Annotated in this window: 26 protein-coding genes and 1 pseudogene; 20 read left to right on the top strand and 7 right to left on the bottom strand. The window is 46.9% G+C overall.

Features of this window, described 5'->3' with window-relative positions:
* Window positions 1-356 precede the first annotated feature (356 nt).
* From ABXJ76_RS01680 to ABXJ76_RS01690, 3 genes are all read left to right on the top strand, one after another.
* A complete protein-coding gene (locus tag ABXJ76_RS01680) occupies window positions 357-1,739 on the top strand; it encodes an ATP-binding protein (protein ID WP_432743501.1) in 1,383 nt (460 codons plus the stop codon).
* A complete protein-coding gene (locus ABXJ76_RS01685; RefSeq protein ID WP_432743503.1) occupies window positions 1,717-2,265 on the top strand; it encodes a response regulator transcription factor in 549 nt (182 codons plus the stop codon). Before ABXJ76_RS01680 ends, ABXJ76_RS01685 begins: the two co-directional genes overlap by 23 nt.
* Window positions 2,266-2,637: 372 nt before the next feature.
* Window positions 2,638-2,838 carry a hypothetical protein gene (locus ABXJ76_RS01690; protein WP_432743505.1) on the top strand — a complete coding sequence of 67 codons (201 nt, stop codon included), beginning with the start codon at window positions 2,638-2,640 and terminating at the stop codon, window positions 2,836-2,838.
* 208 nt (window positions 2,839-3,046) lie between these two features.
* On the opposite strand, the gene lpxD is transcribed toward ABXJ76_RS01690, so the two are convergent.
* The 3 genes from lpxD to ABXJ76_RS01705 form a co-directional block, all read right to left on the bottom strand.
* Window positions 3,047-4,087 carry a UDP-3-O-(3-hydroxymyristoyl)glucosamine N-acyltransferase gene (gene lpxD, locus ABXJ76_RS01695; protein WP_432743508.1) on the bottom strand — a complete coding sequence of 347 codons (1,041 nt, stop codon included), beginning with the start codon at window positions 4,085-4,087 and terminating at the stop codon, window positions 3,047-3,049.
* A 182-nt stretch (window positions 4,088-4,269) separates the two neighbouring features.
* Window positions 4,270-4,752 carry a cyclic pyranopterin monophosphate synthase MoaC gene (gene moaC, locus ABXJ76_RS01700; RefSeq protein WP_432743509.1) on the bottom strand — a complete coding sequence of 161 codons (483 nt, stop codon included), beginning with the start codon at window positions 4,750-4,752 and terminating at the stop codon, window positions 4,270-4,272.
* A 51-nt stretch (window positions 4,753-4,803) separates the two neighbouring features.
* Entirely contained in the window at window positions 4,804-5,859 is a 1,056-nt protein-coding gene (locus ABXJ76_RS01705; RefSeq protein ID WP_432743511.1) for an IS701 family transposase, read from the bottom strand.
* Between the two features lie 159 nt (window positions 5,860-6,018).
* Here ABXJ76_RS01705 and ABXJ76_RS01710 point away from each other — a divergent pair, with 159 nt between their 5' ends.
* The 17 genes and pseudogenes from ABXJ76_RS01710 to trmL all read left to right on the top strand — a co-directional run bounded on the left by ABXJ76_RS01710 (window position 6,019) and on the right by trmL (window position 21,922).
* Window positions 6,019-6,252: a MoaD/ThiS family protein gene (locus tag ABXJ76_RS01710; protein ID WP_432743513.1), complete on the top strand. Its 234-nt coding sequence runs from the start codon at window positions 6,019-6,021 to the stop codon at window positions 6,250-6,252.
* A 2-nt stretch (window positions 6,253-6,254) separates the two neighbouring features.
* Entirely contained in the window at window positions 6,255-6,701 is a 447-nt protein-coding gene (locus ABXJ76_RS01715) for a molybdenum cofactor biosynthesis protein MoaE (RefSeq protein ID WP_432743515.1), read from the top strand.
* A gap of 37 nt (window positions 6,702-6,738) precedes the next feature.
* The gene (locus tag ABXJ76_RS01720) at window positions 6,739-7,566 is read left to right on the top strand and encodes a DUF2797 domain-containing protein (RefSeq protein WP_432743517.1); all 828 of its coding nucleotides are present in this window, start codon (window positions 6,739-6,741) and stop codon (window positions 7,564-7,566) included.
* 305 nt (window positions 7,567-7,871) lie between these two features.
* Window positions 7,872-9,608: an acetolactate synthase 3 large subunit gene (locus tag ABXJ76_RS01725; RefSeq protein WP_432746415.1), complete on the top strand. Its 1,737-nt coding sequence runs from the start codon at window positions 7,872-7,874 to the stop codon at window positions 9,606-9,608.
* Window positions 9,608-10,099, top strand: coding sequence for an acetolactate synthase small subunit (gene ilvN / locus ABXJ76_RS01730; RefSeq protein ID WP_432743519.1), 492 nt, complete (start codon window positions 9,608-9,610; stop codon window positions 10,097-10,099). Before ABXJ76_RS01725 ends, ilvN begins: the two co-directional genes overlap by 1 nt.
* Before the next feature lie 68 nt (window positions 10,100-10,167).
* Complete coding sequence (gene ilvC / locus ABXJ76_RS01735; RefSeq protein WP_432743521.1) at window positions 10,168-11,184, top strand: ketol-acid reductoisomerase; 1,017 nt, start codon at window positions 10,168-10,170, stop codon at window positions 11,182-11,184.
* A 356-nt stretch (window positions 11,185-11,540) separates the two neighbouring features.
* Entirely contained in the window at window positions 11,541-11,807 is a 267-nt protein-coding gene (locus ABXJ76_RS01740; RefSeq protein ID WP_432743523.1) for an AbrB/MazE/SpoVT family DNA-binding domain-containing protein, read from the top strand.
* Complete coding sequence (locus ABXJ76_RS01745) at window positions 11,801-12,121, top strand: type II toxin-antitoxin system PemK/MazF family toxin (RefSeq protein ID WP_432743525.1); 321 nt, start codon at window positions 11,801-11,803, stop codon at window positions 12,119-12,121. Before ABXJ76_RS01740 ends, ABXJ76_RS01745 begins: the two co-directional genes overlap by 7 nt.
* Before the next feature lie 430 nt (window positions 12,122-12,551).
* Entirely contained in the window at window positions 12,552-13,184 is a 633-nt protein-coding gene (locus ABXJ76_RS01750; protein WP_432743527.1) for a hypothetical protein, read from the top strand.
* Window positions 13,185-13,401: 217 nt separating this feature from the next.
* Window positions 13,402-14,205, top strand: a complete 804-nt coding sequence (locus ABXJ76_RS01755; protein WP_432743528.1) for a tyrosine-type recombinase/integrase — start codon at window positions 13,402-13,404, stop codon at window positions 14,203-14,205.
* A 397-nt stretch (window positions 14,206-14,602) separates the two neighbouring features.
* Window positions 14,603-14,812, top strand: a complete 210-nt coding sequence (locus tag ABXJ76_RS01760) for an AbrB/MazE/SpoVT family DNA-binding domain-containing protein (RefSeq protein ID WP_432743530.1) — start codon at window positions 14,603-14,605, stop codon at window positions 14,810-14,812.
* Window positions 14,812-15,200 (top strand): annotated as a pseudogene (locus ABXJ76_RS01765) (type II toxin-antitoxin system VapC family toxin). Before ABXJ76_RS01760 ends, ABXJ76_RS01765 begins: the two are co-directional and overlap by 1 nt.
* Window positions 15,201-15,238: 38 nt before the next feature.
* Window positions 15,239-17,308 (top strand): carbon starvation CstA family protein, encoded by a 2,070-nt coding sequence (locus ABXJ76_RS01770; protein WP_432743532.1) that lies wholly within the window; start codon window positions 15,239-15,241, stop codon window positions 17,306-17,308.
* Entirely contained in the window at window positions 17,308-17,487 is a 180-nt protein-coding gene (locus tag ABXJ76_RS01775; RefSeq protein WP_432743533.1) for a YbdD/YjiX family protein, read from the top strand. Before ABXJ76_RS01770 ends, ABXJ76_RS01775 begins: the two co-directional genes overlap by 1 nt.
* Before the next feature lie 101 nt (window positions 17,488-17,588).
* Complete coding sequence (locus ABXJ76_RS01780) at window positions 17,589-18,830, top strand: dicarboxylate/amino acid:cation symporter (RefSeq protein WP_432743535.1); 1,242 nt, start codon at window positions 17,589-17,591, stop codon at window positions 18,828-18,830.
* Window positions 18,831-18,941: 111 nt separating this feature from the next.
* Window positions 18,942-21,449, top strand: a complete 2,508-nt coding sequence (locus ABXJ76_RS01785; RefSeq protein ID WP_432743537.1) for a glycogen/starch/alpha-glucan phosphorylase — start codon at window positions 18,942-18,944, stop codon at window positions 21,447-21,449.
* Between the two features lie 2 nt (window positions 21,450-21,451).
* The gene (gene trmL / locus ABXJ76_RS01790) at window positions 21,452-21,922 is read left to right on the top strand and encodes a tRNA (uridine(34)/cytosine(34)/5-carboxymethylaminomethyluridine(34)-2'-O)-methyltransferase TrmL (RefSeq protein WP_432743539.1); all 471 of its coding nucleotides are present in this window, start codon (window positions 21,452-21,454) and stop codon (window positions 21,920-21,922) included.
* A 96-nt stretch (window positions 21,923-22,018) separates the two neighbouring features.
* On the opposite strand, the gene ABXJ76_RS01795 is transcribed toward trmL, so the two are convergent.
* From ABXJ76_RS01795 to ABXJ76_RS01810, 4 genes are read right to left on the bottom strand one after another with little or no spacing between them, the layout of a single operon-like run.
* Window positions 22,019-23,017 (bottom strand): NAD(P)H-dependent glycerol-3-phosphate dehydrogenase, encoded by a 999-nt coding sequence (locus ABXJ76_RS01795; protein ID WP_432743540.1) that lies wholly within the window; start codon window positions 23,015-23,017, stop codon window positions 22,019-22,021.
* A 31-nt stretch (window positions 23,018-23,048) separates the two neighbouring features.
* Entirely contained in the window at window positions 23,049-23,507 is a 459-nt protein-coding gene (secB, locus tag ABXJ76_RS01800; protein ID WP_432743542.1) for a protein-export chaperone SecB, read from the bottom strand.
* 55 nt (window positions 23,508-23,562) lie between these two features.
* Window positions 23,563-24,006: a rhodanese-like domain-containing protein gene (locus ABXJ76_RS01805; protein WP_432743544.1), complete on the bottom strand. Its 444-nt coding sequence runs from the start codon at window positions 24,004-24,006 to the stop codon at window positions 23,563-23,565.
* Between the two features lie 44 nt (window positions 24,007-24,050).
* Window positions 24,051-24,365: an ArsR/SmtB family transcription factor gene (locus ABXJ76_RS01810; RefSeq protein ID WP_432743546.1), complete on the bottom strand. Its 315-nt coding sequence runs from the start codon at window positions 24,363-24,365 to the stop codon at window positions 24,051-24,053.
* Window positions 24,366-24,454 lie beyond the last annotated feature (89 nt).

The following is a 24,454-nucleotide window of genomic DNA, read 5'->3' on the forward strand; positions in this document are numbered from 1 at the left end:
ATATTGCAACATAATATGTGACATATTGTCGCAGCTATTTTTTGGTTTAATTTATAATAAAAAAACGATAATGCATGTACTTGAATGCTGAATGGTTTCTTATTTTAATGCACGTCTACAACACACTGCTTTTGTGAATTACGCCTACCTAAAGGAAGGCGCTTCCAGCTTCAACGGGGCGATGCTCGGCATAATGCGGAGTCTAAAATCCCCTCGACTGACAGTACCGGATATTCCCTCCGGCAGGCTGAATTATCAGCACGGGAAAAATCGTACACGGATGCAAAGGCAAGATCAAGAGCATCCTGACATCCCCCACCTGAAGGAAGGGGTTTTACGGACAAAATGGATAAAAAATGCTCTCATACGCCTCAACTAAATCCGAATTTTCTGCCAGACAAAACCTGAAGTGGCTGTTTATCCTCAGGAACTTGATGATACTCAGCGAGGTTATACTGATTATTTTATCCGTATATGGTCTTAATATTCGCTTACCGGAGCAGCAGCTCTGGCTGGTTATATTGTCGATAGTTATCGTGAATATTTATACGTCGATTCGTTTAGAAACAGAAGATCCGGTTACCGAATTAGAGATTTTTTCTCAGTTAGTTATGGATGTTTTTGCTATTACAGCATTGCTGTACCTGACCGGTGGTGCATCAAATCCCATTACCTGGGTATTTCTGTTACCTCTTATTATTACAGCCATTATGCTGCACCAATCCTATGCCTGGTATATGGTGATTTTAACCACATCCATGTACACAGCATTAATGGCCTACAATATTCCTTTGCCGTCGATAGAACCGCACATGCCCGATTCGGCAATGTTGTATGCCGATACAAAAAATTATGAGTTGCTCCGCCAGGTTCACGCTATGAGTGACAGTCATTATTTTAACCTTCATATTTTTGGCATGTGGTTTGGTTTTGTGTTCAGTGCCGGCTTGGTCGCATTTTTCGTGGTTGAACTGGCTAAAACGCTGAAAGCTCAGGAGAGAAATCTGGCTGAAGCCCGAGAAAATGCGTTAAGGGATGAGCGTGTTGTCTCGCTGGGTACATTAGCAGCCAGTGCTGCTCACGATATGGGGACGCCATTAGGTACTATCGCGATAGTGACTCATGAACTTGAGCAAGAGTATCCGGTTCATCGTTTTCCGGATTTACACGAGAAATTATTGATCATGCAACAGCAGGTTGATCGGTGCAAAACAGCCTTATCGGTGATGTCAGCTTCTGCCGGTGAAATGCGCGCCGAATCGGGAGGAATTATGTTGCTGACTGATTATATTGATGAAGTCATCAATCAATGGCGAACTCACAAGCCGACTGCGAAGTTAAATTTTATTATCAATCCTGAAGTCGCCATGCAGGCAAAAATTGTTGCCGAACTCACGCTGACTCACTCGATTATTAATATTTTGAATAATGCCGCTGAAGCATCGCCGCCGGAAAAAGGGATTGAATTTCACGCATCATGGGATTTGGACAGCGCTATGATTAAAATCAGGGATTTTGGCCCCGGTCTGTCGTCGGAATTAATCAATTTTGCCGGTAAGCAACCCGTTATCAGCAAAAAGCGTGGTTTGGGTGTAGGCTTATTTTTAGCCTATTCTTCTATTAATCGCTTGGGCGGTAAAATCAACCTTTACAATAGCGAGCTGGGTGGAGCGTGCGTGGAAATTACCCTGCCCCTTTTGAATACAGAGAGCAATAATGACAACTCAGGAAATGGATAAGCCACGGCTATTGCTGGTGGATGATGATGAGACCTTTTGCAAGGTGCTGAAAAGCGCATTAGAAAAAAGAAATTACGAGGTACTGGTCGCTAACGATGTCAAAACCGGAATAGCATTTGCCGAGCGCTATCTACCCGAATATGCAGTGATCGATTTACGTATTGGCTATGAATCCGGGCTGGAACTGGTGAAAAAATTGATCTCATTAGATGACAATACCACCTGCGTGATGTTAACCGGCTTTGCCAGCATTGCTACAGCGGTTGAAGCCATAAAACTAGGTGCCACTCATTATTTAACCAAACCGGCCAATGCGGATGAAATTGTTAATGCTCTGCATAAAAATGAAGGCGATTCATCGGTCTTGATTAGTGAAAATCCCTTATCGGTAAAGCGCTTGGAATGGGAACACCTGCAAAAAGTGTTGATGCAGCATGAGGGCAATATTTCGGCGGCTGCCAGGGCGTTAAACATGCACAGGCGCACCTTGCAACGGAAGCTGGATAAAAAACCGGTCAGAGCATAATTCGCTTTAATCCCGATGACTTGATTTCAAGTCGTCATGTTCTAGGCTGCAATATTTTGTTGTTGAACATATCTGTTGCTTGTTCAGTTTCTTTGTCCGCCCTAAGAAAATATTGGTATTAATTTTCAATATGTTAGTTTATTTTAAGCATTGCTAATGCCCAATCAAAATTAACTTTCCTGGTATCATGAATGCGGATATGTGCGGTATTTTTTTTTATAGCTTTGACATGATGCTGTATCTCATGATAAAAAGTAGCCTGTCGTTTATTAGTTAATTCGACAAGTTACTCAATAAAGTCATTTATTGAGTAACCCCTTTGAGGAAAGGGAATAAAATAATATAATTAAATACACATTCGAGGATTTTAAAATGGCTGAAGAAAAAGAAAAAGACAACACATGGTTGATCGCTGGTGTTGCTATTGCTGCTGTTATTCTATTAGTTGTACTGCTAAAACAAGATGAAACTAAGCATTTGCAAAGTGGTGCTGTTGCTGAGCTTCAAAAAGAAACATTCTCGAACATAGAGAAGAGAAAAACCAGCAACGTTACTGGTAACGTAGGTAACTAAAAATAATACCCCCCGTCATAAAAAATGACGGGGGGTGTTGTTACATTCCAGTCAACACTCCAGTATCCTGAGTCTGCAACCGCAAGTCTATCCTGTATAAGCCACAAAAGTATCGAGCTTGTATCCTGCAAACGCTTTCAAAAACGCTCCCCTGAATAGTTCAACGTAGCTCGAAATTGAGTCAGTTAGCCTGAGTTCGTGGCATTAACTACACCTCTTTTTCCAATATCTGGATTTTTTCTTCCAGCATTTTTACTCTTTTCAATAGCTCTGGCAGTTTGCTGATTGCGATTTGCTCTTTGTAAGCCGTCTTTTTATCTTTTGCCGGACTGCCAAAAACCTGCATACCCGCCTTGACATCGCCAGCTACGCCGGAACGCGCCATGACTATAGCGCCACTACCAATTGTAACGTGATCGGCAATACCTGAACTGCCGGCCAGAATTGCATAATCTTCAATGTTACATGAGCCGGAAACGCCGGTTAAACCGCACATGATGACGTGTTTGCCGATTTTGTTGTTGTGCCCGATTTGTACCAGATTATCGATTTTGCTGCCCGCTCCAATTGATGTGCTGCCCAATGCGCCCCTGTCTATGCAGGTGTTAGCGCCAATCTCGACATTATCCTCAATGACCACATTACCGACCTGAGGAACCTTAACGTGCTGGTTATTCCTGAACTTATAACCAAAGCCATCGGCACCGATAATGGCCCCGGAATGAATAATGACATTATTGCCCACGACGACGTCGTCATAAATAACGGCATAAGGATGAATCCGACAGTTTTGACCTATCTTTACATTGCTACCAATATAGGCGCCTGCGTGGATTTCGCTGCCATCGCCTAAGTTTGAATCTTCGCCAATGACCGCATAAGGGCCGATATACAGCTTATTGCCCAAGGTCACATTAGCTCCAAGCACTGCTTGCGTTGCAATTTGCCGATCATAAGTTCTGGCAGGATGCAGTAATTCGACAGCCTTAATGAAACTGAGTTCCGGGTCTGAGCAAACTAACAGCGCCATGCCTTCAGGTACATTCTCAACACCAAAACCCTCTGCAATAAAGCAGGCGGAAGCGGTTGAGCCTTTAATGTGCCGAGCATAGCGACTGTTGGTCAGCTGTGTTACTTGACCCTGGTGTGCAGAGGTAATCTCTGCCGCTGATTCGATGGTTGCCGTTGGGTCGCCACCTTCAATTCGCGCGCTACAAAAATCGGCAAGTTCTTTTAATATAATCGGCATAGTTATCTCTGCTGTTATTCATACATAGCGCCAAATTAGTCGGCACGTTGTTGGCAATATAAGTTTAGTGTATCAAATCCAATAAACAAACACATTAGCTGGATTGGTTGCCCATATTGGTTGATAAGGGTTTTAAATGTAGCCGAATCAGTGTTATTTTTCTGCTTTCTAGCAGCCAAATATCACTGTTGATTGCAATGCCAGTGTCCCGATTTGCCACCATCTTTTTCCAGTAATCGGACTGACTGAATAACCATGCCTCTATCTACGGCTTTGCACATATCGTAAATGGTAAGCAAGGTAATCTGCGTGGCATTGAGTGCTTCCATTTCTACACCAGTTTGTCCGTTGGTTTTTACCGTGGTCTGGCAGCGTATCCGGTTGTTGTCGATTTCTGCGCTCAGCTGGATTTCCACATGCGTCAGAGGTAGCGGATGGCAGAGCGGAATCAGCTCCGCCGTTTTTTTACTGGCCATGATGCCGGCAATTCTAGCTATGGCCAGTACATCGCCTTTTTTGTGTCCGCCGTCTACGATCAATTTGAGCGTAGACGGCTGCATGTCAATATAGCCTTCGGTGACGGCGGTACGCTGAGTGATCGCTTTTTCGCCGACGTCAACCATGTGAGCTTCGCCGGATTGATTAAAGTGAGTTAATGCAGTCATTTTTCTGTAAAATTATTAATGAAAGAGGCAAGCACGTTTTATTATCTGATGTTACGCAGCCAGTAATTTTTGCAACTCTTCATAAGCTATCTGGTTCGCTTTGATAAACAGCTTAGTTCTTAGCGCAAAATGATTGGCCTTGTGTTTTATCTTCAGACATTCCAGCTTGAACACCGCATAGATCGACATGAAGACAGGGTTGTTCTGGGTAGTGACCGTACGGGTTGGTGACTTTGCCAACCCCGCATTGGATTTTAATGACTTGTGGAACTCCTCAACTTTCCACCGTTTTTGGTAGATCGTGGCGGCTTGTTCGCCATTGCACGCTAAATCACTGCATACCAGATTCAATAGGCCGATGCTGCCGTCTTTGTTTGTAAAGACCCGGCGGACGAAAAGCACCTCATGAGGAAAACCTTTCATCCAACCGCGCACCGCCTGCTGATCCGCCAATTCCAGCTGACTGATCCGTACAAAACGGCCTTCTTTCTTGTCGTCTTCTGTTAAAGCCACCCAGCGGTTATCCTTTAGGGCGCTGATGAAGTGCTTGTCTTTTTTCAGGATGAACTCAAAGTTTTCCTTGCTGGCAAACCAACTGTCTGTCAACACATAGCGGAACTTGATGGCATTCGCCACACTGGTCGCTATCATCTCCCGCATCAGCTCATTTTTGGTGAACTCACTGGCCCACTTGACCTTGCGGGTCTTCACATCACTGAACTGGTAAGGCTTGCGCACCACTTCAAAGGCGACGGGAATTGAAACTTCCCCACTATAGTATAGGGCGTTCAGCAAATTGATTCCTTTGACCGAACGCCCTTTGCAGTGATCATAGTGCCAGCACATGATTTCGTTCTCATCCGTCCAGGCCTTCTCCTGAATGGTATCGTCAAATATCAAGCAACCATCTTCCCGTTCTATCTGGCGTACTGTCGCTTTAACTTGCCCCCACAGGTCTTTGGAGGTAAATGCTTTCGATGCCAGAAAACGCGTCATCTGGTCATGGCTTATATCCCCTTCCATCATTGCCGACAATCCGGTCGCCGTCGCAAACCCGTTATTGCAGATCAGGTAGTCTGTGTATAATTCTAGTTTTATTTTTTCCATCCCGAAATAATACGCTTTTTGAAGGGTGGGTGCGTAACATCAGTTATTATAACAAAGGTTCAGAGTTCAAGGTTCAAGGCGAAATTATGCGCTTTTTAAAAAAAGCCGTTAATCGGTCTTTTTATACCCACTTTATTTTTTTGTAACTGAGTGATGATTATGTCAATTAAGGTGCGTTATTTTGCCAGTTTGAAAGAAAGTATCGGTCGCTCGAATGACCATCTGGAGATTACCGGTTTGGCTACCGTCGCTGATGTATGGCGCTACGCTAATCCGAATAAAGCATTGCCGGATAATAGTTTGGCGGCGGTGAATATGGACTATGTCGAATTGAATAGTGCCGTTAAGGACGGCGATGAAGTGGCTTTTTTTCCGCCGGTAACCGGGGGCTGATCATGCACATAAAAATCTGCGCAGAAGCGTTTGATCCCTGGAAGGAAATTCAGGCGCATCAGCATTTGGCAAAGGATTTAGCCGGAAAGTTTGGCGCAACCAGCGTTTTTATCGGTACGATGCGCGATTTCAATGACGGTGATGATGTTAAGGGCATGACGCTGGAACATTATCCCGGCATGACCGAAAAGCAGCTGGAAAAAATCGTTGCCGAAGCCTTGCAACAATGGCCGATTATCAATGCGCTGGTGGTGCACCGGGTGGGCGATATTCTGCCTAATGAGCCAATAGTGCTGGTAGCGGTATGGACGTCGCACCGTGGCGATGCGTTTGATGCGAGTCGATACATTATGGAGGCGTTAAAGTCGAGAGCGCCTTTCTGGAAAAAAGAGCGGTTAAAATCCCAAGCCGAGCGTTGGCTAGTAAAGAATACGGACGGTTATCTTTAACCGACCCGTTGTTATGAGTTTTATAGGAACCACCTGAATGCAGGGACCATTAAGAAAAATGCACGCCCGTCTGGAACCAGACAGTTTAAAGCCGGTTCAGTATGAGTTGCCGTTGGGCGTACGATTGATCGCTTTAAATCCGCTGATCGGTAAGCCGATTAAGCTGAGCTATACGGGTAAAATCTGTTGCGTACACTGCAACAGGTCAATTAAAAAGAGTTTTAATCAGGGCTACTGCTATCCCTGTTTTATTTCCTTGGCGCAGTGCGACATGTGCATTATGAAACCGGAAACCTGTCACTATGCAGCAGGTACCTGTCGGGAACCCTCATGGGGCGAGGCATTTTGTTTGCAGCCGCATGTGGTTTATCTGGCTAATTCCAGCAGTATTAAGGTCGGCATTACCCGGCAGACTCAAATTCCGACACGCTGGATAGATCAAGGTGCGGTGCAGGCGATGCCGATTTTTAAAGTGCAGTCGCGCTATATTTCAGGGCTGGTCGAAATCGCCATTGCCAAGCATGTCAGCGATAAAACCAGCTGGCAGCAAATGCTTAAAATGAAGGCCGAGCCCGTTGATCTGATGGTAAAACGGGATGAATTAATGGCTGTATGTGCTGTGGAGTTGGCTGACATTAGCCAACGTTTTGGGGTAGATGCGATTGAATTATTAGTCGATGCGTCGCCTGTGGACATTCATTTTCCGGTGGACAGTTATCCCGTCAAGGTTAAGTCGTTTAATCTTGATAAGAGCCCCGAAGTATCAGGGGTGCTGCATGGCATAAAAGGTCAATATTTATTACTGGATACCGGTGTGATTAATATCCGCAAATTTGCCGGTTACGAGGTTGAATTTTCGGCATAGGACCTGAGTCAAGGCAGCGATTCGTACCAAGCTCAAGATCGGCTTGCGCAAATCCACCGATAACACCGTTTAACAAAAACGAATAATCGGTTGTTACCGGCCAGGCAAGAATGAAAAAGGACAACAGAGGCGTGTACAATCTGACCAAAAACCTAGTAAAATGCTCACATTATGCCGCCTGAAAAGACGGCTGCCAGCAGCAGATTATCTGCCGTCTTTAAAAATTAAACCGGGTATTTGGGTTTTGAATGTTTAAAAACGCAGTTAATCGGCTTAATTCGACAATTTATTTGGGGGGTATTAGCGTGGAGCTAAACGGCGCACAAATCGTAATTCAGAGTCTTAAAAACGAAGGCGTAGAATATATTTTTGGCTATCCCGGCGGGGCGGTATTGCATTTGTACGATGCAATTTTCCAGCAGGACGATGTCAAGCATATTCTGGTTCGCCACGAACAGGGCGCTACGCACGCGGCAGATGGCTATGCCCGGGCCACCGGCAAACCGGGCGTGGTACTGGTCACTTCAGGGCCGGGCGCCACCAATGCGGTAACCGGCATCGCCACTGCTTATATGGATTCAATCCCTATGGTGATTATTTCAGGTCAGGTGCCGTCGCCGGTTATCGGCAGCGATGCGTTTCAGGAAGTCGACATGGTCGGCATTACCCGTCCCTGCGTAAAGCATAATTTTCTGGTAAAAGACGTCACCAAACTGGCTGAAACCATCAAGAAGGCCTTTTATGTGGCGACCACCGGGCGTCCGGGCCCCGTTGTCGTTGATATACCTAAAGATATAACCGATCCCAGGATAAAAATACCTTATAAATACCCTAAAAAAGTCTCTATCCGCTCTTATAACCCGGCGGTTTTCGGCGATAAAGGGCAGATTAAAAAAGCCGTGGATTTATTATTGACCGCACAAAAGCCGATCATTTATTCCGGCGGCGGCGTAGTTCTGGGTGAAGCCAGCAAAGAATTAATCGAATTTGCCCATACGCTGGGTTTTCCGGTTACCAATACCTTGATGGGCTTGGGCGCATACCCTGCAACTGACAAACAGTTCGTCGGCATGCTGGGGATGCACGGCACCTATGAAGCCAACATGGCGATGCACGAGAGCGATGTGATTATTGCTATCGGCGCACGCTTTGATGACCGCGTCACCGGCAAGCTCGACGAGTTTTGCCCGTATGCCCAAATTATCCATATCGATATTGATCCGGCGTCAATTTCCAAGACCGTTAAAGTCGCTATTCCTATCGTCGGCCAAGTTAAGCAAGTATTAGATCAGATGCTTGAAATAATTAGGGAAAGCAAAAAGAAACCCTCTAAAAAAGTCTTAGAAAGGTGGTGGAATCAAATCGACCAATGGCGGGCTGTCAAATGTCTTGAATATGATCGCGAAAGTCGGTTAATTAAACCGCAATATGTGATCGAGCAGTTATACGAAGTCACCAAAGGCGATGCGTATGTCACCTCGGATGTGGGTCAGCATCAAATGTGGGCAGCCCAGTATTACCCGTTCGACAAACCGCGCCGATGGATTAACTCCGGCGGCTTGGGCACCATGGGTTTTGGTTTGCCTGCGGCCATCGGTGTTAAACTGGCGTTTCCCGATTTCGACGTTGCCTGCGTGACTGGCGATGCCAGTATTCAGATGTGTATTCAGGAATTGTCAACTGCTTTGCAATACAAGACGCCGGTAAAAATTATCAATCTCAATAACAGTTACATGGGCATGGTTCGGCAATGGCAGGAATTTTCCTACGAAAGCCGTTACTCGCATTCGTACATGGATACTATTCCGGAATTTGTCAAACTAGCAGAGGCTTACGGTCATGTCGGTATGCGTATCGATAAACCCGAAGACGTCAGACCGGCACTAGAAGAAGCTTTTGCGCTGAAAGACCGCACGGTATTCCTGGACATCCTGACTGACCGAACCGAAAATGTTTATCCGATGATTGAATCAGGCAAAGGCCATCATGATATGACTTTACGCGTCGCACCTGGTACCTCGACCGACAGGGAGTTGGCATAATGAGACATATTATTTCTATCCTGATTGAAAATGAATCCGGTGCGTTATCGCGGGTGGCAGGCTTGTTTTCTGCGCGCGGTTATAATATCGAGTCCTTGACCGTCGCGCCAACCGAAGACCCCAGTCTGTCACGTATGACCTTGGTCACTCGCGGCAGCGAGGATGTTATTGAACAAATTACCAAACAACTGAATAAACTGATTGATGTGGTTAAGCTGATTGACTTGGCTGAGTCCGTTCATATCGAACGGGAACTGATGATGGTTAAGGTTAAAACCACCGAGCACACCCGTGAGGAAGTCAGAAGCTTGGCTGCAATATTTCGCGGCAAGATTATCGATGTGACGCCGACCACTTATGTCGTCGAAATGACCGGTCCCTCCAGCAAACTGGATGCTTTTATAGCGGCTATTGATGGCGACACCATTATTGAAGTCGTTCGCTCCGGGCCTACAGGCATTTCAAGGGGCGAAAAAGGGCTGCATTTGTAAGCGGGCGAAAAAAGCTCCTTGAGCTTTCGTCTAAATTAATTTTAAACACACCAAAAACAGGAAAAACCATGCAAGTTTATTACGACAAAGATGCCGACCTTTCAATCATCAAAGGTAAAAAAGTAGCCATTATCGGTTACGGATCACAAGGCCATGCTCACGCCCTTAATTTAAAAGAATCCGGCGTTTCAGTTGTCGTGGGTTTACGCACAGGATCACCTTCAGTCGCTAAGGCTGAAGCACATGGATTAACCGTACAAGCCGTTGCACAAGCGGTTGCAGGTGCGGACATCGTCATGATTCTGACCCCTGATGAGTTCCAATCTACTCTATATAAAGACGAAATTGAACCGAACATCAAACAAGGTGCAGTATTAGCATTTGCACACGGTTTTGCGATCCTATTCAACCAAGTTGTGCCACGCGCCGATTTGGACGTGATTATGATCGCCCCTAAAGCACCAGGGCACACTGTTCGTTCCGAGTTTGTACGCGGCGGCGGCGTTCCTGACTTAATCGCTATTCATCAAGATGCGTCAGGCACAGCGAAAGCGATTTGTTTATCGTATGCCTCTGCTATTGGCGGCGGTCGCTCAGGTATTATTGAAACCACGTTCCGCGACGAATGTGAAACCGATTTATTCGGCGAACAAGCGGTATTATGCGGCGGCGCGGTTGAACTGGTAAAAATGGGTTTTGAAACCTTGGTTGAAGCGGGTTATGAGCCTGAAATGGCCTACTTTGAATGCTTACACGAATTAAAATTGATTGTTGATTTAATGTTTGAAGGCGGTATCGCCAACATGAACTACTCAATCTCCAACAATGCAGAGTATGGCGAATATGTCACCGGCCCCAAGGTCATCAACGAAGAAAGCCGCAGGGCGATGCGCGAAGCCTTAAAAAACATTCGTAACGGCGAATACGCCAAGAAATTCATTATGGAAGGCATGACCAACTATCCTGAAATGACCGCCAAGCGTCGTTTGAATGCAGAGCATCCTATTGAAGTAGTCGGTGAAAAACTGCGCAGCATGATGCCTTGGATCAAAGCCAACCAGATTGTTGATAAAACCAAAAACTGATCTTAAGTCGGTTTAAGCGTTTAAAAAAGCCCGTCTTTATGATGGGCTTTTTTTTGCCATGCGGTAAATTTATAGGTCAAGTTACTGCTTCTTCCAAACTGGAGCAATCCTCGGTATACGCCAAGCGTCTTCGGGTCACCGTCATACCGGCAGATACCGTCTTAAATTTCGAAAGTTACCGTCCATGGCGCTGGATACCGGCATCCCTGCCAGTATGGACGACTCTGGGGCAGCTTTGTGTTTAGTAATAAAGGCTGGAGCTTAGGAATCGGCGCTAACGGAACTATTTGACCGTCGACTTCAAAAGTAATTACAATGTAATTATATTTTCTCAAGCAACAAAGAGTAGGTCAAATATGGCGCATTTAATCAAAATAGGAAATTCTCAAGGAATCAGGATACCGCAACCGCTTATTAAACAAGCCAATCTTCAAGATCAGGAGTTTGAAATTCACGTTGTCGATAACGGCTTATTAATCACGCCGATCAAAAAAAGCAGACAAGGCTGGGAAGAGCAATTCAAAAGTATTACAGCGGCTCAAATTGAGCAAGATTTTAACAACACCCATAGCAATCTTGACCATAGCGCAGAACTTCCGACCGGCGAGGCGTGGGAATGGTAGTTAAACGATTTGACGTTTATCTGATCGAACTTGATCCGGCTATTGGCAGTGAAATTAAAAAAACCAGACCCTGCGTCATCGTTTCACCCAATGAAATGAATTGCCTAAAAACTGTTTTAATCGCACCGATAACTACTAAAGGGTTTCATGCGCCCTCAAGGGTCGAACTTCAGTTTCAGGATAAGACCGGGCTTGTTTTGCTGGATCAATTAAGGTCGGTCGATAAGTCCAGGCTGGTTAAAAAGCTGGGTACTATAGATGCCAAAACACAAAAAATGATTTCAGCAACGTTGGTTAATATTTTTGAGATGTAAGGCCGATAGGGTGCTTAAACCCGAAATCCGTCACCATATTGAAGCATGGGAATGTCGGGCATAAACAGCATGCCCAACAAGACTTTTTTTTACATGGCGCAAACAGTTTCATCGGCAGCATCTACAAAGGTCCAAAGAATCTGGTATTTGTCCAGAAGCAGACGTTAAATCGACAGTAAATATAGCTGCTTGACAGGCGAAAATCGGCCAATTTCTGCCTGTCACGACCGACCGCTTTATGGAGAAATGTTGATTGAATTTGAGCATAAAAAGCATTATACGAAGTCTTTATGGTCGACTATTGATCGTTAAATCAAAATAAATAATATGACAATTACCATCTGTGGTACAAAAGGACAGCACTACTTACCCTGTCCTTGCGCTTTTGGTGAACTTTAAAAGCTCAGATAATTATATGTAGAGGCGAAAAATGCCAATCACCCCCGAACAATTATGCAAAATAATAGGCAGCGAATCACAACTAGATCTAGAGAGGCGACTCAAGAACTGTAATAAAAAACCAGAATACGCAGAACATATACCTATCATAAAGCAGGTACTTGACTCAAAATTTCCAGAGTGGAACAAACCTAAGCGAGGCCGTGGTGGAAGCAGTAGAACTATCGCGTGTTTTCAAGGGGGAGAAAGAGAGTTCAATACCGCAAAAGAAGCATACATCTGGCTCGTAGAGTGCTTCGGGAAGACAACCCCAACACTCTTCACCGACGACATAGGGCGGAAAACTCGTGAGGTTTTTGCTGGACAAATAACTGCCGAGAACAGTGTTAAACGGATGTTCTTTGCCAAATCAAAGGAAAAACTTTTCATAGAAACCCCAGAACTTGCAGACGATCAAAAAAACTCTCATAAGCTTACAAACGGCTGGTATGCAAACATGGATATAAATACTTGTGAAAACTTCGAGAGACTATGCGGCCTTGCAAAACTGTGCAATCTAAAGCATCCGGATGACTGGGAATTTATGCCATTGAATCCAACAAAACAATTTCTAGATGCGCGATCAAAAAATGAAGAAAATAAGAAGCTGGATGAAATGCTCTAGCAGGTTGTTCAGAATTAGTATTTTCAAATGATTAAAAGCAGTAAAACATAAAAGAAATAACCAAAATAAAAAAGACTTCGCATAATGTAGCCTATGCAAAAAAGCCGGGGTGGTTTTTTATTTTTCACAGGGGGTTTACAAAGCCGGAATGTCAGTAATGGATCGATAGTGCTACTTTGCCAATGACCGCTATTAGGAAGGTTAAATCCATATCCGAATGTCTCAAAGGGGTTACTATGTTAATCTACACATAGCGACCCGTAGCCGTAACCTGAGGTTAACGGCGTTACGTGCATTCCTGAAATTTGCAGCACGTCGCGATGTATCTTCATTCTACGTCATTGAACAGGCGCTAGGTGTACCGATGAAGCGTTTCGAACGACCGATGCTTGGTTTTCTGACGCGAGATGAGATGCTAGCGGTATTGGGGGAACCCGGTAATACTTGGACATCTAAGCGTGATCATCTGCTGTTGACTATGCTCTACAACACCGGGGCGCGTGTCTCCGAAATTATCGGCGTAAAAGTGAGTGATGTGGTTATGGATGAATCAGCCTGTGTTCATCTACGCGGCAAGGGGCGCAAACAACGATCGACACCTTTGTGGAAGAGTACGGTTCAGGAGATTCGCTTTTGGCTGAGACTCAATCCAACATTGGGAGCAGATGCGGCATTATTGCCTAACAGAGATGGTAATGCGATGACGCGTTTCAACGTCACTCAGCGCCTCAACATCGCAGTGAACCGGGCGGTTCAGGTACAAAGTAGCCTTTCCAATCGGAGCATCTCTCCCCATACAATAAGGCATACAACAGCAATGCATCTGCTACAGGCAGGGGTCGCATTTAGCGTGATTGCGCTATGGTTGGGACATGAAAGTACAAACACTACGCATCGCTATGTCGAGGCGGACTTGACTATGAAGGATAAGGCACTGGCTAGGCTACAAGAACCCGAGGTACAAACATGCCGCTATCAGCCACCCGATGATGCGCTGATGCAGTTCCTTAAATCGCTATAACTATGTGAAGATCTAGGTCGGCTCAATGCTTCTAGTATAAGGGCCGACCAAGGAGATGACACTGCAACTTCACATAGTTTGGATCTACACATAGGGGTTGAAATTCGCCCTTCGCATCCCATCGTTCCAGGTGTCCGCTATATGCCCGTAAGCAACTGGTAACGTTTCCATATGCCTTAGATACCCTCAAATAAAATGCTCTGCTAGTTTCCTAACCAGGCATTTTTTAGCCTCAAATCACCCTCAATAAAGCAACACATTTTCAGAGTGATTTGCTTTGTGGTAGGCTTTTTTTGCTGGTTCCGTACAAAAATGAACAAACCAATGCTTGCTTCAAGCCGGAGTATTCCCTATGATTTTACTTTCACTCGATCGATAGCAGCACCACAAGGTTAGTATGATTTCAGCTAAATTATCCAGCAAATTCCAATTGGCAATACCCAAGGCTATCCGGGATCAACTTGACCTGAAAGCGGGGCAACAGTTTACCCTGATCGCTAAAGGCGACATTATTGAGCTGGTTCCGGTTCGCTCTTTAACAGCCGCCAGGGGTAGCTTCAAAGGCAGTAACCCTAACGATTACAGGGATCATCAGGACGGAATCTAATGGCCGGTCTGGTTGACACCTGCGGCTGGATTGAATGGTTAACCGACGGACAGTTAGCAGATGCCTTTGCGCCCTATCTGGCCGATCCGGCTGAATTGATCATCCCCACTACGCTGCAATTTGAACTGTATAAATGGGCAAAGCGGGAAAAAAGCGAGGTTGAAGCCTTGAATGTTATCGCTTTAACCGAACAATGTCGGGTCTTGCCGTTGACTACCCGGCTGTCTCTGTATGCAGCAGACCTGGCTTGCAATATCGATTATCGTTTGCCGACGCGATTATTTATGCTTCCGCAAGACTGGTTGATGTGCCGCTGATAACGGCGGATGACCATTTTAAGGACTTGCCGGAAGTCATTTATTTCTCAAAAAAACGACCCACCGCTTAACCTCGATACAAGAACATCAATGAAACAGAAGATGACTGATGAATAAATTACTGAAAAACGCTGTCTGGATACTGATCGCCGCGCTCGGTGCGGCAGCCGTCGGCGGTATCGCTTTAAATCGCGGCGAGAGCATCAACGCGCTGTGGTTTGTTACCGCCGCGCTGTGCGTATATGCCATTGCCTATCGCTTTTATGCGGCGTGGATTGCCGCCACGGTGCTGGCGGTTGACGAAACGAGGGCGACTCCGGCCGAGCGGCTGGATAATGGCCGCGATTTTGTGCCGACCAATAAATGGATCGTGTTCGGTCATCATTTTGCGGCGATTGCTGGGCCTGGGCCGTTGGTGGGGCCGACGCTGGCTGCGCAGTTCGGCTATTTGCCGGGCACGCTGTGGATTTTGTTCGGCGCGGTATTGGGCGGTTGCGTGCAGGATATGGTGACCTTGTTTTTGTCCACCCGACGCGATGCCAAAAGCCTGGGGCAGATGGCGCGCGACGAGCTGGGCGCATTGGGCGGCACGGCGGCGCTGATCGGTACCTTTGCGATTATGATCATCCTGATTGCGGTGCTGGGACTGGTGGTGGTTAACGCGATGAAGCACAGTCCGTGGGCGACGGCTACGGTGACTGCGACCATTCCGATTGCGATGATCGTCGGTCTGTACATGCGCAGTTTTCGCCCCGGTCAGGTGCTGGAAGCCTCCGCTTTGGGGGTGATTTTATTATTGCTGTCGGTGGTGGGCGGCGGCTGGATTGATAGCAATGAAACTTTGCGGGTCTGGTTCGATCAAGAAGGCTTAACGCTGGCTTGGTGGGTTATGGCTTACGGTTTTGCGGCCGCCATTATGCCGGTTTGGCTGTTGTTGGCGCCGCGCGATTATCTGTCGACTTACATTAAATTGGGCACTATCACCTTGCTGGCGGTGGCGATTATTATGTTGCAACCGGAAGTAAAAATGCCCGCAGTGACGCAGTTCATCGACGGCACCGGGCCTATTTTCGGCGGCAAGTTATTCCCGTTCATGTTTATTACCATCGCTTGCGGCGCGATTTCCGGCTTTCATGCGCTGATCGCTTCCGGCACTACGCCAAAATTACTGACCAATGAACGCGATATCCCTATGCTCGGTTACGGCAGCATGATGCTGGAATCTTTTGTCGCGATGATGGCGATGATAGCGGCAACGGTACTCGATCCCGGCGTATTTTTTGCAATTAACAGCCCGGCAGGCGTGGTCGGCAAGGAAGCTGTCGATGCTGTTGCGGTGATTTCATCGTGGGGTTTTCCGGTTACGGTTGATCAGATGCAGCTGCTGGCCAATCAAATGGGCGAGGCAACCTTGTTCGCCCGTACCGGCGGCGCACCGTCCCTGGCTGTGGGCATGGCGAGTATCTTCGGCAGTGCGTTCGGCGAGAGCATGCTGGCCTTGTGGTATCACTTTGCGATCATGTTCGAGGCTATTTTTATCCTGACCACGCTGGATGCCGGAACCCGGGTCGGTCGCTTCATGTTGCAGGATATGCTGGGCAATATCTGGCCGAAAATGGGCGAAACCTCGTGGACGCCGTCGGTGGTTTTGACCAGTGCGCTGGTGGCGGCGGCTTGGGGTTATTTTCTGTATATCGGCGTGATCGACCCGAACGGCGGGGTCAATATTTTGTGGCCGCTGTTCGGCATTGCCAATCAGATGCTGGCAGCGATTGCGCTGAGTGTCGCGACCGGTATCTTGGTTAAATCGGGCAAACTCAAATACGCCTGGGTGACCGGTTTGCCTTTAGCGTGGCTGGTGACGATTACCAGTGCGGCAGCTTGGGAGAAAATTACCAGCGACAATATTCGCATCGGTTTCTTTGCGGCGGCCAACGATTTGGCGGACAAACTGGCGGCAGGCGTTTTGCCGCCGGAGAAAGCCGCTATTGCACCGCATTTGATCTTCAATTTGCATCTGGACGGTTGGCTGACGCTATTTTTTGTGGCTTTATTGTGGCTGATCGTGCTCGACATGTTGCGCGTTTGCAGTCGTTACCTGACCGGAAAGCCGGTGCTGCCGCTTTCGGAATCGCCACACAGCCCGAGCCGCTTGGTCGAAGATTGGGTGAGGGATTGATGTTAAGCAAAATCAAAGCGTTTTGGCGTGGAGTGCGTCATCTTTCCGGCGACGATGCTTACGAGCGTTATTTACGGCATCATGCAGCGCATCATCAAGCCGATATAGCCTTAAGCAAGGCTGCTTTTTTCAAGCAGTGGCAGGATGAAAAGTGGAATGGGATTAAGCGCTGTTGTTAGAGCGCCGGTAAACAGCATCGTAGGAGCGGGCCATGCCCGCGATTTGTCGCGGGCATGGCCCGCTCCTACGTAGTGATATTTTATTTTTAACAAGGCAGCTTATGACGACTCACACCCGGCAACCCAACCGCCAGACGCTTTATGTCGCTATAGCGCTGGTGCTCGGCATCATCGTTGGTGAGCTGCTTAACCTGACGCTGGGCGAAACTGGAGCCATGAAACAGGTAATCGGGATTTTCGCCGCACTGACGGATATTTTCCTGCGACTGGTCAAGATGATCATCGCGCCGCTGGTTTTCTCCACGCTGGTGGTGGGCATGGCCAAAATGGGCGATATTCACACCGTCGGGCGGGTCGGCATCAAGGCGATGCTGTGGTTTTTCTCGGCTTCTATTTTCAGTCTGTTGCTGGGTATGTTGCTGGTGAATGTGTTTGAACCGGGCAGTTCTTTGCATATGGCGCTGCCTGAGGTGGGAGCCAAGACCGGATTGCCGGAGACTGCGCCGACACTGAGCAATTTTGTCTCGCATATGTTTCCGAAAAGCATCATCGAAGCCATGGCGGCCAACGAAATTTTGCAGATCGTGGTGTTTTCGATGTTCTTTGGCGTGGCCTGCGCCTCGCTGGGCGAATTGGCTCACCCGACCGTCAAGTTGCTCGATTCGTTAACGCACATCATGTTGAAAGTCACCGGTTACGTGATGCACACTGCGCCGGTTGCGGTATTTTCGGCGGTGGCCTCGGTCATCGCGCAAAACGGCATTGGTGTGTTGTTGTCTTACGGCCAATTTATCGGCGAGTTTTATTTAGGCTTGCTGCTGCTGTGCGCTGCGCTGGGCTGCATCGGCTTCCTGTTTTTGGGACACAGAATCCTGTCCCTGATTCGTCATATCCGCGAACCGATGCTGCTGGCTTTCGGCACCGCCAGCAGCGAGAGCGCTTACCCGAAACTGTTGCAGCAACTCGAGCGCTTCGGTTGCGACGAGAAAGTCTGCGGCTTGGTGCTGCCCTTGGGTTATTCGTTCAATCTCGACGGCAGCATGATGTACATGACCTTTGCGGTGCTGTTTATCGCCCAGGCCTACGGCATCGACATGGCGCTGGGCGATCAGCTGATCATGCTGCTGACGCTGCTGTTCACCAGCAAGGGCGTGGCCGGAGTGCCCCGCGCTTCGTTGATCGTCATTGCGGCCACGCTGTCGATGTTCCATATCCCCGAGGCCGGTTTGCTGTTGCTGCTGGCCGTCGATCAGGTTCTGGATATGGGCCGTAGCGCAACCAACGTGTTCGGCAACAGCATAGCCGCCGCACTGGTAAGCCGCTGGGAAAAAGCCCTGCGATAGCGTTTTTAGTGTTGGGCAAAAAGTAAGGGGACAACAGACAAAAGAATATCTTTGTTCAAATAACAAAAAATAGTTACTATCAACCTAATGTTAACTTTGTAGCGGAAAAATATGCCGTATAGATGTTTTAAAACCAGTAAACCAAAATCCACCATTACCATACTTCCTAATTTGGGCATGTCTGAGCAAGACTTTGTGGCCGATTTCAAACGTTATTATAGTCACCGTCTGGGACGTGATGAAAACTGTAGGTCGCCCCATTATGCTTATGAAGCGTTGTCGATGGCTATCAGTGACCGACTCATAGAGCGTTGGAAAAGAACTTACAATACTTATAAAGATACGGATTGCAAGCGGGCCTATTACCTGTCGATGGAATTTTTAATGGGCCGCACCTTAAGTAATGCGATGCTGAATCTGGGCATTACCGAGGCGGTTGAACAGGCCATGTATGATTTGGGCCTAGAGATTGAAGAGTTGGCTGAAAGCGAGCCGGATGCCGGTTTAGGCAATGGCGGTTTAGGCCGTTTAGCGGCCTGTTTTATCGATAGTTGCGCAACCTTGAAGTTGCCGGTGACTGGCTATGGCTTGCGTTATGAATACGGGATGTTTTCGCAGGATATAGTGAATGGCGAGCAGATCGAAAAACCGGATCATTGGCTGCGTAACGGCAATGTCTGGGAAATTGAACGTCCCGAATACACGTTCAGGATTAAATTTGGCGGGCGTACCGAGACCCATATTGATGAGTTCGGCAAGAAGCGAACCAGTTGGGTCGATACGCAAGATATCCATGCGGTTCCTTACGATACGCCGATTCCCGGCTACCAGAACGGCACGGTAAACACCTTGCGTTTATGGAAAGCCACGGCGACTGAAGAATTCAATTTGCAGGAATTTAATGCCGGTGATTACGCAGAATCGGTCGCGGCAAAAAATACTGCCGAAAATATAACGATGGTGCTGTACCCGAATGACGCCAACGAAAACGGTAAGGCATTACGCTTGCGCCAGCAATATCTGCTTGCTTCTGCCAGTTTGCAGGATGTGATCGCTACCTGGGTGGGTCGTCACGGGAGTAATTTTTCCGAGTTTGCGGCGAAAAATACTTTTCAATTAAACGACACTCATCCGAGCATAGCGGTTGCCGAATTAATGCGCCTGCTGTTGGATGTCCATGGTTTAACCTGGAATGATGCCTGGGCTATTACCCGTAAAACTATGGCCTATACCAATCACACCTTATTGCCTGAGGCGCTTGAAAGGTGGTCGGTTAACCTGTTCAAGCAGATGTTGCCGAGGCTGATGGAGATCATCTTCGATATTAACGCCCATTTTATGGCCGAAGTCTCGGCGCATTGGCCGGGTGATGTCGAGCGTTTAGCGCGTATGTCTATTATTGAAGAAGGCGGCGAGCAACACGTCAGAATGGCCTATCTGGCTATCGTCGGCAGCTATTCGGTTAATGGCGTTGCCGCATTGCATTCGAAATTATTGCAGCAAGGTTTATTCCGGGATTTTTATGAATTTTGGCCGGAAAAATTCAATAATAAAACCAATGGTGTTACTCCGCGTCGTTGGCTGGCAGCATGCAATCCCGAACTAGCCGAGCTGATTACGACGACCATAGGCGATGGCTGGCTGACCGAGTTATCGTTATTAAAGAAGCTTGAACCTTTTGCCGAAGACAAGGAATTTCGCAAGCGCTGGCGTGAAATCAAGCAAAGTGCAAAGCAAAAATTGATTGATTTCAAGAAGCTTGAGCATGATGTCGATTTTAATGTGGACGCTATTTTTGATGTGCAGGTTAAGCGCGTTCATGAATATAAACGGCAATTGTTGAATGTGTTGCATGTGATTCATCTGTATGACCGTATTAAGCGAGGTGATACGTCGAACTGGACGGACCGTTGCGTATTGATAGGCGGCAAAGCTGCGCCGGGCTATTATATGGCGAAAAAGATCATCAAGCTGATCAATAATGTTTCGACTGTTGTTAATGCCGATCCTGATGTGGGCAAAAGATTAAAGCTGGTTTTCCTGCCTAATTACCGGGTTTCCGCGATGGAAAAAATCTGTCCGGGCGCCGATCTTTCCGAGCAAATTTCAACGGCCGGCAAGGAAGCGTCGGGCACCGGCAATATGAAGTTTATGATGAACGGCGCGTTGACTATCGGTACCCTGGATGGCGCCAATATTGAAATTCTCGAAGAAGTCGGGGACGATAATTTCTTTCTGTTCGGCTTGACCGAAGAGCAGGTTGAAGCCATGAGTCAGCACTATGATCCTGTTGCGATCATCAATCAGGATGAGGATTTGCAAAGAGTGATTAAACTGCTTGAATGCGGGCATTTTAATCAATTCGAACCGGGGCTTTTCGACGATATATTAGCGTCGATAAAAAGCCCGCATGATCCCTGGATGACGGCAGCGGATTTCCGCAGTTTCATCGATGCACAAAAACGGGTAGAAGCGGCTTATCAGGATCAGGAAAACTGGACCAAAATGAGCATTGTAAACTGCGCCAATAGCGGTAAATTTTCTACCGACAGAACCATCACCGAATACAACGATGAGATCTGGAAGCTGAAGCCGGTCAGTATCGATAACTCGTTTTAAGCGTGTTTCATATTGTTTTGTTTGAGCCGGAAATTCCCGCTAACACCGGCAATATTATCCGGCTTTGCGCAAATACCGGCGTGCAGTTGCATTTGATCAAGCCCCTGGGTTTTGAGTTGGACGACAAAAAATTGCGCAGGGCAGGTCTGGATTACCATGAATGGGTGGCGGTTAAAGAGCACGATTCATTGGCTGAATTTGTCGATAGTGTTAAGCCGGGACGGATTTTTGCACTGACGACCAAAGGTACGCAAATATACAGTGAGGTCAGTTTTCAAGCGGAGGATGCTTTGTTGTTCGGTCCCGAAACGCGCGGCTTGCCTGCTGACGTGTTGGCAGATTTGGGTGTCGAACGCTGTTTATATTTGCCGATGCAGGCGGAAAGCCGGAGTTTGAATTTGTCCAATACCGTTTCTATTGTGCTGTACGAGGCTTGGCGGCAGTTGGGTTTTGCGGGGGCGGCGATAAAATAATGATTGATTGTGGCGGCGATTTTAGTCGCCCCCACAATCAATCATGCCTTAATGGCTGTGACCCTTCGCCTGTATACAGTTGTGTCATCGGTGCTGCTACGACTCGGCTTTTTGTTCGCGGGCCAATAAATTTTGCACAGCCGCCAGCGGGGCTAAGCCTTCATATAAAACCTTGTAGGTTTGTTCGGTAATAGGCATGTCTACGCCGTATTTTTTAGCGAGTAAATAGGTCTCTTTTGCGGCTGAAATGCCTTCTATTTCCTGGCCGATTTCCTGTGCAGCGGCTAGGGTGTTTTTGCCTTGTCCCAAAGCCAAACCAAAACGTCGGTTTCTGGATTGGTTGTCGGTACAGGTTAGGATCAGATCGCCTAGGCCTGCCAAACCCATAAAGGTTTCCTGTTTGCCCCCGAGTTTAACGCCCAGACGAATGATTTCGTTTAGCCCGCGGGTAATTAACGCCGCCCGGGTGTTGGCACCAAAGCCGAGACCGTCGGCAATACCGGCGGCTATCGCCATGACGTTTTTTACTGCACCGCCGACTTCTACGCCAATCAAATCTGAGTTGGTATAGGTTCGAAAGCGCTCACTATGAAGGATGTCGGCTAAATGGTTGGCAAAATCCGGTTGGGACGATGCAATAGTGATGGCTGTCGGTAGATCTGCCGCTACTTCTTTTGCAAAACTGGGGCCTGAAAGCAAGGCCGCTGGGGTTTGTGCAGAAAAAATGTCGGCGACGACTTCGTGTAGCAGGCAGCCATCATCAGGATTAAAGCCTTTGGTTGCCCAAGCTATTTGTACCTCATGAGTTAAATGTGCCTTGAATTTAAGCAAGGTATCTTTAAAGGCATTACTGGGTACGGAAACCAGTATTAGGCTGGAAAAAGCGGCAGCCTCAGCCAAGTCTGACGTGACGCTGAGGTTTTCAGGGAAAACCAAGCCGGGTAAGTAACGTTGGTTTTGGCGATCTTGTGCAAGCAAGGCTATGTGTTCCGGATTATGACCCCATAACAGCGTCCGGCAACCATTTCTAGCTGCCAGAATTGCCAGAGCCGTTCCCCATGAACCTGAACCCAGAACGGCTATTTTTTTATTCATCAAGCGAATTTTTCGACATGCTCAGGACAGTTTAATTGATAGCGTCAGAACCGGGCGCTTGTTGCAATTGTTGTGAGTATAAGGCATCAAAGTTTACCGGGGCTAATAGCATCTGCGGAAAGCCGCCTTTGGTGACGAGGTCGGAAATAGCTTCTCTTGCGTAGGGAAATAAAATATTGGGACAAAAGCTGCCAATCATTGGCCCCATTTCTGCATCGGTAAAACCGCTTAAAGAAAAAATACCTGCCTGATTGACTTCAACAAGATAGGCTGTTGCGTCGCCATTTTTTACGGTGATGGTCACTGTGAGGGCAACTTCGTACATTGAATTTTCTAAGGGCAAAACATGGGTGCCCAGATTAAAGTCGACCGCAGGTTCCCATTTTTCGGTAAAAACTTTGGGCGAGTTGGGGGTTTCAAAAGACATGTCTTTAGTATAAATTTTTTGGATAGAAAATTGTTTTTCTACTTCGTTGTTTTTTTCGCTCATGATGAATTTCTAAGGTTAGGGATTAATGAATGTGAGGTCTACTCGGAACACTGATTTAGCTTTTGTGCTTGCCCGTTGATTTGATGGGTAATTTATAGTCCTTTTCCCAGGCTTGCATGCCGCCGGTAATAACGAAAACCTGCTCGAATCCTGCTTTAGTCAATATTTTTCCGGCTGAGGCAGAGCGCGTTCCGGTTTGGCAGGCAATAAGGACGGGTTTATTTTTGTGAATTTCCAATTTTGGCAGATGGGTGGATAAGTTACCCAGTGGGGTGTTGATCGAGTTTTCAATATGACTTTTAAGAAACTCTTCCGGTTCGCGTACGTCGATAACAAGGGTGTCGGTGTCGTTCATTTTGGCAACAGCGAGTAATGGCGATACGGCACCAAATTTTTTGAATGCGGTATCGAATAATTCCTGGATGAGTAAATAAGTAACGACTGCCAAAGCGAGAGATAATATGTAGTGATTTAAAATGAATTCTAGATAACGGTCCATGGATAGATTTGTTAAGTTAAGTTAAGTGAATGGAGAAAAATAAATTAGTTGTTGGAGCAAAAAACATCCTGCATCATTTTAATCAGCAGCAGCATCCGAGCATCGTCAATAAAGTAATAAACACGGTTGGCCTTTTTTTTAGAGCCGAGAATGTTTTTTTTTCTGAGTATGGCCAGGTGCTGGGAAATGTTGCTCTGGCTGGTACCAACTTGTTCGACAATTTGTTGTACGCAGATTGCATCATTGCCCAGAATGCACAATATTTTTAAGCGCAATGGGTGTGACATTGCTTTTAAGCAGTGAGCCGCTATAGCTATATTGGCATCATCTGTGCTTGTGTACGGGTGTTTAATTTTCATTGGTCTGCTTAATGCTTCTAGTTTGTTGAATTTGATTAAAAACAACCCGTGAAGAATTATTTATACACAACTATACACAACGTGTATTA

It is taken from the genome of Methylobacter arcticus (assembly GCF_050917435.1).
In the GTDB taxonomy this organism is placed as follows: Bacteria; Pseudomonadota; Gammaproteobacteria; order Methylococcales; family Methylomonadaceae; genus Methylobacter_A; species Methylobacter_A titanis.

What these genes read in the sequence shown, in the direction of transcription:
- ABXJ76_RS01680 (WP_432743501.1), top strand. Translation starts at nt 357, where the DNA reads ATGCTCTCATACGCCTCAACTAAATCCGAATTTTCTGCCAGACAAAAC.
- ABXJ76_RS01685 (WP_432743503.1), top strand. Translation starts at nt 1,717, where the DNA reads ATGACAACTCAGGAAATGGATAAGCCACGGCTATTGCTGGTGGATGAT.
- ABXJ76_RS01690 (WP_432743505.1), top strand. Translation starts at nt 2,638, where the DNA reads ATGGCTGAAGAAAAAGAAAAAGACAACACATGGTTGATCGCTGGTGTT.
- lpxD (WP_432743508.1), bottom strand. Translation starts at nt 4,087, where the DNA reads ATGCCGATTATATTAAAAGAACTTGCCGATTTTTGTAGCGCGCGAATT.
- moaC (WP_432743509.1), bottom strand. Translation starts at nt 4,752, where the DNA reads ATGACTGCATTAACTCACTTTAATCAATCCGGCGAAGCTCACATGGTT.
- ABXJ76_RS01705 (WP_432743511.1), bottom strand. Translation starts at nt 5,859, where the DNA reads ATGGAAAAAATAAAACTAGAATTATACACAGACTACCTGATCTGCAAT.
- ABXJ76_RS01710 (WP_432743513.1), top strand. Translation starts at nt 6,019, where the DNA reads ATGTCAATTAAGGTGCGTTATTTTGCCAGTTTGAAAGAAAGTATCGGT.
- ABXJ76_RS01715 (WP_432743515.1), top strand. Translation starts at nt 6,255, where the DNA reads ATGCACATAAAAATCTGCGCAGAAGCGTTTGATCCCTGGAAGGAAATT.
- ABXJ76_RS01720 (WP_432743517.1), top strand. Translation starts at nt 6,739, where the DNA reads ATGCAGGGACCATTAAGAAAAATGCACGCCCGTCTGGAACCAGACAGT.
- ilvN (WP_432743519.1), top strand. Translation starts at nt 9,608, where the DNA reads ATGAGACATATTATTTCTATCCTGATTGAAAATGAATCCGGTGCGTTA.
- ilvC (WP_432743521.1), top strand. Translation starts at nt 10,168, where the DNA reads ATGCAAGTTTATTACGACAAAGATGCCGACCTTTCAATCATCAAAGGT.
- ABXJ76_RS01740 (WP_432743523.1), top strand. Translation starts at nt 11,541, where the DNA reads ATGGCGCATTTAATCAAAATAGGAAATTCTCAAGGAATCAGGATACCG.
- ABXJ76_RS01745 (WP_432743525.1), top strand. Translation starts at nt 11,801, where the DNA reads ATGGTAGTTAAACGATTTGACGTTTATCTGATCGAACTTGATCCGGCT.
- ABXJ76_RS01750 (WP_432743527.1), top strand. Translation starts at nt 12,552, where the DNA reads ATGCCAATCACCCCCGAACAATTATGCAAAATAATAGGCAGCGAATCA.
- ABXJ76_RS01755 (WP_432743528.1), top strand. Translation starts at nt 13,402, where the DNA reads ATGTCTCAAAGGGGTTACTATGTTAATCTACACATAGCGACCCGTAGC.
- ABXJ76_RS01760 (WP_432743530.1), top strand. Translation starts at nt 14,603, where the DNA reads ATGATTTCAGCTAAATTATCCAGCAAATTCCAATTGGCAATACCCAAG.
- ABXJ76_RS01770 (WP_432743532.1), top strand. Translation starts at nt 15,239, where the DNA reads ATGAATAAATTACTGAAAAACGCTGTCTGGATACTGATCGCCGCGCTC.
- ABXJ76_RS01775 (WP_432743533.1), top strand. Translation starts at nt 17,308, where the DNA reads ATGTTAAGCAAAATCAAAGCGTTTTGGCGTGGAGTGCGTCATCTTTCC.
- ABXJ76_RS01780 (WP_432743535.1), top strand. Translation starts at nt 17,589, where the DNA reads ATGACGACTCACACCCGGCAACCCAACCGCCAGACGCTTTATGTCGCT.
- ABXJ76_RS01785 (WP_432743537.1), top strand. Translation starts at nt 18,942, where the DNA reads ATGCCGTATAGATGTTTTAAAACCAGTAAACCAAAATCCACCATTACC.
- ABXJ76_RS01795 (WP_432743540.1), bottom strand. Translation starts at nt 23,017, where the DNA reads ATGAATAAAAAAATAGCCGTTCTGGGTTCAGGTTCATGGGGAACGGCT.
- secB (WP_432743542.1), bottom strand. Translation starts at nt 23,507, where the DNA reads ATGAGCGAAAAAAACAACGAAGTAGAAAAACAATTTTCTATCCAAAAA.
- ABXJ76_RS01805 (WP_432743544.1), bottom strand. Translation starts at nt 24,006, where the DNA reads ATGGACCGTTATCTAGAATTCATTTTAAATCACTACATATTATCTCTC.
- ABXJ76_RS01810 (WP_432743546.1), bottom strand. Translation starts at nt 24,365, where the DNA reads ATGAAAATTAAACACCCGTACACAAGCACAGATGATGCCAATATAGCT.